Source organism: Geobacter grbiciae, assembly GCF_018531165.1.
GTDB lineage: Bacteria > Desulfobacterota > Desulfuromonadia > Geobacterales > Geobacteraceae > Geobacter > Geobacter metallireducens.
On sequence record NZ_JAHDIW010000032.1, the window covers coordinates 1 to 7,684 of the forward strand.

General features: G+C 50.7%; 7 protein-coding genes. 2 read left to right on the forward strand and 5 right to left on the reverse strand.

The genetic code is table 11. From position 1 onward, the window contains the following. Positions 1-96 precede the first annotated feature (96 nt). On the forward strand, positions 97-573 hold the full coding sequence (locus tag KJB29_RS18865) for a porin (protein WP_246562076.1): 477 nt from the start codon (positions 97-99) through the stop codon (positions 571-573). 528 nt (positions 574-1,101) lie between these two features. Beyond that, the gene (locus tag KJB29_RS18870) at positions 1,102-3,144 is read left to right on the forward strand and encodes a heavy metal translocating P-type ATPase (RefSeq protein ID WP_215735863.1); all 2,043 of its coding nucleotides are present in this window, start codon (positions 1,102-1,104) and stop codon (positions 3,142-3,144) included. A gap of 303 nt (positions 3,145-3,447) precedes the next feature. On the opposite strand, the gene KJB29_RS18875 is transcribed toward KJB29_RS18870, so the two are convergent. The 5 genes from KJB29_RS18875 to KJB29_RS18895 all read right to left on the reverse strand — a co-directional run bounded on the left by KJB29_RS18875 (position 3,448) and on the right by KJB29_RS18895 (position 7,496). Then, a complete protein-coding gene (locus KJB29_RS18875; protein ID WP_215735864.1) occupies positions 3,448-3,687 on the reverse strand; it encodes a hypothetical protein in 240 nt (79 codons plus the stop codon). After that, a complete protein-coding gene (locus KJB29_RS18880; protein ID WP_215735865.1) occupies positions 3,688-4,317 on the reverse strand; it encodes a recombinase family protein in 630 nt (209 codons plus the stop codon). It lies immediately after the preceding gene. Between the two features lie 338 nt (positions 4,318-4,655). Further along, positions 4,656-4,808: a hypothetical protein gene (locus KJB29_RS18885; protein ID WP_215735866.1), complete on the reverse strand. Its 153-nt coding sequence runs from the start codon at positions 4,806-4,808 to the stop codon at positions 4,656-4,658. Positions 4,809-4,836: 28 nt separating this feature from the next. Next, positions 4,837-6,021: an SDH family Clp fold serine proteinase gene (locus KJB29_RS18890; protein ID WP_215735867.1), complete on the reverse strand. Its 1,185-nt coding sequence runs from the start codon at positions 6,019-6,021 to the stop codon at positions 4,837-4,839. A 326-nt stretch (positions 6,022-6,347) separates the two neighbouring features. Beyond that, positions 6,348-7,496 carry a PIN domain-containing protein gene (locus KJB29_RS18895; RefSeq protein ID WP_215735868.1) on the reverse strand — a complete coding sequence of 383 codons (1,149 nt, stop codon included), beginning with the start codon at positions 7,494-7,496 and terminating at the stop codon, positions 6,348-6,350. Positions 7,497-7,684 lie beyond the last annotated feature (188 nt).

Below are 7,684 nucleotides of genomic sequence, written 5' to 3' on the forward strand. Positions count from 1 at the left end.
GTATTTGCCATGAACTTCTCCGCAAACACGGCCGCCGCTTGAGTTGGGAGTGTCTACTATTGACAGGACACCTCATCGGTCGGCGCCAATTATTTCATGGACACCCTGAAAAAAACCAGCGCTACTGCCTTCGAGACCAACAACCTGACCTTTGCCGGCTCCAACGGCTGGCTCGGAAAGGGAGCCTCCACGTTCGGCGCCTCGGAGAAGGTCGATATCAACACCTTCGGCATTGACGCCGCCTTCAAGTGGATGGGCTTTTCCGCCCAGGGCGAGTACTTCGTAGGCCAGGCCGACGGGCAGGATTCCGATAACACGCTTCGGGCGCACGGTTTCTATGGCCAGGCAGGCTACTTCATCATCCCCAAACATCTGGAGGTTGCCGCCCGTTACTCTTATGTGGACCCGAACCGCGACAAGTCACAAGACCTTCAGACCGAAACCCAAGGGGCCGTTTCCTATTATTTCAGCAAACACAACCTGAAACTCCAGGCCGACGTGACCAACATCCACAAGCAGCCAGCCCGTTCAGACGACATGCAGTATCGTATGCAGGCTCAGATCATTTTTTGATTGCACCACACTACTTTTATTGGCGCCCTTGCTACTCCCTCGGCAGGGGCGCCATTTTGCTTCTTCATAAATACGAGCGCGAATTCGGGGGGGGTGGGAGGTGGTGGTGGCGGCGGAGTATCAGAATCTGAATACCCAGTATGGCAATAATTCGCCCGGCACATCCGGCACCGGCACGGCCAATGTAGCACGTCTGGCGGCATTTTACTTCTTCTAGGAATCCTTTCATGAGAGTAAGGCAGTTCAGTAATCGTTACAATGTGATTCGCCCACCCGTTCTCCCTCCTTCGAACGGGTGGGCCATTTTTTGTGCTGTTTCCCCAACTGGGTTATAATTATAATGATAATGAAAATTGCGAAACTGGTTGCCGGGAAGCTGCGGCGGGTGCTTGCCGTCGAACGCGGCCCAATTCAGGGCGAAATCCACGATATAGTGGATAAGCAGAAGGATAATACCTTATGAACAGACAACTCGAAACCATTGAACTTCCCATCAAGGGGATGGATTGAATTGAATGCGCGCGGCACGTGGAGCGTGCCGTAAGATCGGTCCCCGGCGTGACAGAGGTCACTCTCCTCCTCTCGGTCCGCAAGGCGACCGTCGCCTACGACCCGGCAAGGACTTCTCCTTCCGAGATCCGTAAGGCCGTGGAAGGTGCGGGGTATGCCATTGAGGCACCGGAAAGGGAGGTTTCTCCGGCGCCCCTTTCCGGCTTCTCCCGAAAGGTACTCACTTTCTTCGGCGTCGTCTTCGGCGCGGTCCTCTTCATGGTCGTCATCGGGGAATGGCTCGGGCTTTTCAAATCGCTTACCCGAAGGGTGCCGTGGCCGTTCTGGCTCGCCATCATCATTATAGGCGGCTGGCCGGTCCTTGCCGAGGTGGTGAAGGCTGCCATGAGAAGGAGGGTCACCTCCCACACCCTGATGACTGTCGGCATGGTTGCGGCGATGGCAGTCGGGGAGTGGGCCGCTGCCGTGATCGTCGTTTTCTTTATGCGGGTGGGTGAATATGTGGAGAGCTTCACCGCCGAGCAGGCCCGCCGTGCGGTGAAGGACCTGACCGAAATGGCCCCGCAGACGGCGCGGGTAGTGCGGGATGGCGAAGAGGTAGAGGTCCCTGTCGCAGAAGTGAAGGTCGGCGAGACGGTGATCGTCCGACCGGGGGAAAATATCCCGGTGGATGGCGAGGTGATCGGCGGACAGGCCACGGTGGACCAGGCAACTATTACGGGCGAATCGATGCCGGTTGAGGCGGGACCCGGTGCGCGTGTTTTTGCAGCGACCATCGCCCGCCTGGGGAGCTTGCGCGTTCGCGCACTGAAGGTGGGGGCGGACACGACCTTCGGAAAAGTAATCAAGCTTGTGGAACAGGCGGAAACAAACCGGGGAGAGGTGCAGCGCCTGGCCGACCGGTTTTCAGGGTACTATCTCCCCGTGGTCATGGCGATCGCTTTTCTTACCTACGTCTTCAGCCGCAATCCGCTGGCCACTGCCGCGGTGCTGGTGGTGGTCTGCTCCTGCTCCTTTGCACTGGCCACCCCTCTTGCCATGATCGCCTCCATCGGCGCAGGGGCACGACGGGGCCTCCTAATCAAGGGAGGAAAATACCTGGAGGCGCTGAACCGCGCCGACGTGATCCTCCTCGACAAGACCGGCACCCTCACTCTCGGCCGGCCGCAGGTTACCGACATCCTTGCTTTCGGAGCACTTACCGAACAGGAAGTGCTCGCCCTGGCCGCTTCCGCGGAACGTTACTCGGAGCACCCGCTGGCCGAGGCGGTTCGCTCCAAGGCTGGGGAGCAAAATCTGATCCTCCATGAGCCTGAGCAGTTCGAGGCCATCCCCGGCCTAGGGGTTCGGGCACGGGTGAACGGCCACCTGATCGAGGTCGGAAGCCGCAGGATCGTTGCCGACAGTGATTCCGTTCTGTCATCGAATGACCTTGAGGCCCAAGGGAAGACCATCCTATACGTTGTCTGCGATGGAAAAATTGCCGGTCACCTGGCCGCCTCCGACACTTTGCGGCCGGAGGTGCCGGCAGCCCTTGCAGAGTTAAAAAACCTCGGAATACAGTCGATTGAACTCCTGACTGGTGACAATGAACAGGTTGCGTCTCCCCTTGCGAAGAGCCTTGGAATAGAATACCGCGCCAACCTCCTGCCGGAGGACAAGATTGCCGTGGTGAAGGAATACCAGGAAAAAAGGCACGTAGTTGTGATGGTTGGAGACGGGGTGAACGACGCGCCGGCCCTGGCCCAGGCCGATGTGGGCATCGCCATGGGGGCGGCCGGGAGCGATGTCTCCATTGAAGCTGCCCACGTAGCCCTGATGAGGGAGGATTGGACCCTTGTTCCAGAACTATTCGCTATTGCTCGCCGGACCATGGGAGTTGTGCGGTTGAATCTCATATTTACCGCTTGCTACAACCTGGCCGGGCTGTCGTTCGCCGCCTCCGGCCTGCTCCCGCTTACCCTTGCAGCGGCGCTCCAGTCTCTACCTGACCTCGGAATACTTGCCAACTCGTCCAGATTACTTCGCATACACGGGAAAAGTGGCGGTGCTGATAGATAGGAAGTAGACTATAGACTATTAGAGCATCCTATTGATTTTTCTATTGACAAGCGCTGCCATTTTCATTGATAACGAAATCCAATTTCAATAAGCGGCAGAAAATCAGGTACACCCTGAGAAGAGCGTAATAGAGTGATGACTTTTCTTAATCGAAATAACCGTCGTAGGGTGGCGCTCGATGGTTAACCTTCATTGCCACTTTGCCCCTGGTAGTGGAAATGTTGGGATTACCCCTTTTTGGGGTTGTCTCAGAATTCGGAAAAAATCGTACGTTATCCACCGGCAAAACGGCCAGCTTGCGATTTACCATTGCCGGCAAAGACATGCAATCTTCATCATTGCTTCATCTGCGGGTAAGTCGCTGTCGTCCCATTTTCTAATTGTGATTCCGAGGTCTTTCATCGGGCCTTGAAGCTCTGCGCCCTGTTGGCAAAATTCGCGGAATTGAAACGATATGATCTCCATGGCTCTTTCTGCTGTCCGGTCGCCTCGCTCATATTCGCGAATTATACGAAAGAGCCCATCCTTTAATTCGTCAAACATTCAACATCCTCCTTCTGCCAATTTTCGGGTCTTGATAAAAGCATTGAGATTAGTTCGGCTCGTGCCGACCAACCGCGCTATTGCCGCTTTGCTGACTTTATAAGCCAGTAGATTCTTGATCTCGGCTTCCTTACCATCCAGCTTCGAGGCCTGGATGGTTCCCTTCGGCTTGCCAAGGGTTATGCCTCCGGCCTTCTTTGCTGCCAGAGCCTGTTTCGTCCGCTGGCTTATAAGATCACGCTCCAGCTCGGCCATAAGGGAGAACAGGGTTACGGTCACTTTTGCCTGCAAGTCCATCGTTTCGCCGTTTGCCGGTATTCTTAGCCCCTGTTTGACGGCCACGAGGCCGATCTTGCGCCTGACAACCTCGTTGACCAGGTTGATGACCTCGCCGGTTGACCGGCCAAGGCGGGAAAGCTCGCTGACGATCACGGTGTCGCCTGCGTGAAGAAGCGAAAGCAGCTCCTCGATCCGTCGGGCCTTCTGTGTCTTCCTCGCTGAGATTTCGATCTCAAGGAAATCGTCAATGTGGATTCGCTCCCTCCGGGCGTATTCAAGGATTTCATACCGCTGTCCTTGCACGTCCTGGGCGACGGTGCTTACTCTGATGTAGGCGATTATTTTGCTCACGGGTCCTCCGACTACGTAAACCTTTTTCAGACCGCAATTTAACACACCCAAAGACTATAATAAACAATAAATATATAGACAAAAGCGATATTTTTTAACGTTCATTTACATGGTCGTTGATAGCCTAAAAAATTGAGTATTTACGTAGTCGCACTTGCTCGAAAAAAAGGGAAGGTTGCATGATACTATACCCAACCTCCCCCAAAAGATTCTGCAAGAGATCAAACCACAATAGTGGTTTGCCCATGTTCTTGTATTGGCTCCCCAGCGCGAACAAAAGTGAGTACTGGGAAGAACTGGTGATATATTAATAGAGTTACCGCAATAAATTCAACTATTTATGCGGAATATGTTGTTTTGATTTCATTCGGGGTTAACTCTTCAACAATTCTACGGAGTCTACTGATCTCTTCACATTCAGTTAATATTTCCATTGCCGGAGCTATCTGCACAGCCTCGAACACGATCTTGTAACTTTCTACCTTTTCCATAGCACCCTCCTTTGTGGTTATTTTTATTTTATACAATTATCGGCTGATTTGTAGATTTTTCAAGCTGTGTGCGGAGACCGGTCAAATCATGCTGAAACCCGCATTTCGGGCACTGGAGAATGTTGCCCGGAGGGAACGGAAGATTACCCGGCCGTAGAGGTGCTGGTTGACCAATGTTGGCTTGAATTTTTATTTTTGTGGAGCATGTACCGCATTCCATTTCAACTTCCGCAACACTTTGCTGCCCATTTCCAGCTGCAGGTCGGAAAATCTGCTGTGGACCTGGAACCTGCTGCGGCACCATTCTGTTTATTTGGCTTGTCGGAGTTTCAAATAATTTAAATTGGTTTTGCTGGAAAGTCATTTGAAGCAGTACATGGTAACGTCTGATTGCTTCTGCTAGGTCTGGCTGGGTCGTATAATCAGTGATAACAAGTTTCATCTTAAGTAGATCATCTATTTTTAAAGATCGGCCATGAGTGAGCCATTTCGAATGCTTGCATAGTTCTGCAGCGATCTCTTCAGCTCTTAATCTTTTTTCATCTTCAGTAACCGCGTGTCCGGTGCTAGAGTGTGAAGTCCAGTTCTTAAATTTGTACTTCGCAAGCCACTCAGTTACTAAAATTTGAGAGAACTGTTGAGCATTTTCTGCGCGTTGCAACTCACCGGGGGATATGCCTTGAAGTAGAGGAATGTATGCTTGGTTCAAAAATCCTTTTTCGACAACTTCCTCTTTAATTTTCGTCATGCCGTCAAGTAATTCGCCAGCAGAGAATCGTTTTCCTTGCCACATCATTTGTGCATCAATAGGGCCAAGGGCTGACATAGGTCCCATTAAAATGTCATCAGCAGCCATAGCAAAAATTGTTCCCGCACTTTTGGCCCAGCCCGGAATAATGACTGCGAAATCGTCATATTTGTTTCGAATCATTTTTACGATATCTTCGACCACCTCGGCGTAACCGCCGGGGGTTTCAATAATGATATCAATAGCGCTGCCTGTTAGGTTGGAAAGCTGGTCACTAAAAGGTAGAAGATCATCATAGGCAATTTGGGTAGGGAGATCTGCTCTGTTTATATCTGATGCATAAACGAGGATATCTCTTCCGCCCCGTAGTGCTGATATCCTCCCCAGTTGAGCTTTACGTTCAGCCGTCAATAGTTGTGGATTTAAATGAAGATTGCGACCTAAGTACTCGCTAAAAAATCCCATTTGCACATATTCCTTTCAATAACAGTATTATTTCTTGCCCACGCCCCCAGCTTGGTAACACGGGGCTTCAAAATACATTAGCGGCACCTTAGATCAAACGTCGCGCCAGGGCAAGCGGAAATCTTTATTTCGCCGTGGTTCGAGTCCGCGCTGGGAGAGCCAATCTCAACTATTGGCGCAAAGTTGAGATTGGCTCTCCCAGCGCGGACAAATCCGGGCACTGGCAAGAGCAACTTTGGTTGTAGCGACTTAGCCCAGCAAGTGCTGTTAGCCACTTTGCTGGCGTCCTACTATCCAGTTATCGGGTCCTGCCTCAACATCTCCCCTTATTTTGCAATTGCGGCAAGAAGCATTGGCAACCAGGAGCTAAGAAGGTTACCACTAGCACCGCCAAAAGAGGATATCAGATAAGCCTTGATATCCTCAAACGCTGGACCATTTTTAGACTTAATAATAGAAATAAGCTCCAAAACTACTTCTTTATCCTTCACTTCAACGTTTTGTCCGATCAGGTCTGAAAGTTTTAATATCGCATCTTTTACTTCGCCTTGTATTGAATGATTGTCTATAATTTTGAAGATAATGTCCTTAGCGTTATCTTCTCTTTTAAAAGCTGCTCTAATTTGTTCTTTTAACAGGTTCACTTCTTCCGTTATATGTAAAATTTCATTTTTATGTGACTCCTGTGCAAAAGCAAGAAGTTGTTTAGTGTATGAAACTTCAATCACAGCAAGGTCAAGCTTGTGCCTCAATTGCATTTCGTGTATTTTATCTGACAGCAACTCTGCCGGTTGCATTTCTCCAACCACTACTAACCCATAATCTTCAAGAGTTTTTTCTATAAGCTCTCTATCACCTTCAGGTGTATCAATAATTAATCTTACTGTGGTACCTTCCTGTTCGATTTTAACTTTGACTTTAGTGTTGGGGTATTTCTGTTTTACTACCGTACTGAAGTAACCAAGAATTGAGACTCCAGCTTGATAAGCGTCTTCATCGAACTCTATTGATTTTGTGATATATTTTGCAACTATTTCATCAAACTCGTAGTCATGAGCGACAAGACCCACCACATCGGCCTTGAGCCGAAGAGATGTATCCTTGCTCACCAGGATCACCGGAACATTCTCGGTTTCCTTCAGGTCAACCGCTACGGCAAGGATCCGGTTGTCTCCTCGATTCTCGCGCAGTTCGGGCGGAAGCCTCTTCATTAGATCTTCTTCGTACATCTTGATTCGCAGGTTGCCGCCGTTATCTAGCGGCACCCCCTCGGAGAGCAAGCCCACACGCCGGAAGTCGTCTATGAACCGCGACACCTCCCTAGCATTGCGGCCTGTTTCGTTTTCATCCTTCTTAAAACGCTCAATCTCTTCGATGACCGTGATCGGGATTATGACGTTGTTCTCCTCGAACCTGAAGAGCGCCTGGGGATCATAGAGAAGGACGTTGGTATCGAGTACGAAAATTTTACTCATGCTGGACATTATAGTTGCAGATAATGTGAGCCTGCCGCCGATGATTGCGATCCCGAATTTCTGATTGTGCGCCTAGTTGCAAATAATGTGCGCCCAGATCACCGATAGAATCTGTAGCGCGCCCGGTACCCTGGACACAAGATAAGAGTCACGCAGCCTTCTTGAGTTGATACTCCTCGAAAGCCTGT

Coding starts and splice junctions, on each gene's coding strand:
- KJB29_RS18865 (WP_246562076.1), top strand. CDS start 97: ATGGACACCCTGAAAAAAACCAGCGCTACTGCCTTCGAGACCAACAAC.
- KJB29_RS18875 (WP_215735864.1), bottom strand. CDS start 3,687: ATGTTTGACGAATTAAAGGATGGGCTCTTTCGTATAATTCGCGAATAT.
- KJB29_RS18885 (WP_215735866.1), bottom strand. CDS start 4,808: ATGGAAAAGGTAGAAAGTTACAAGATCGTGTTCGAGGCTGTGCAGATA.
- KJB29_RS18890 (WP_215735867.1), bottom strand. CDS start 6,021: ATGGGATTTTTTAGCGAGTACTTAGGTCGCAATCTTCATTTAAATCCA.
- KJB29_RS18895 (WP_215735868.1), bottom strand. CDS start 7,496: ATGAGTAAAATTTTCGTACTCGATACCAACGTCCTTCTCTATGATCCC.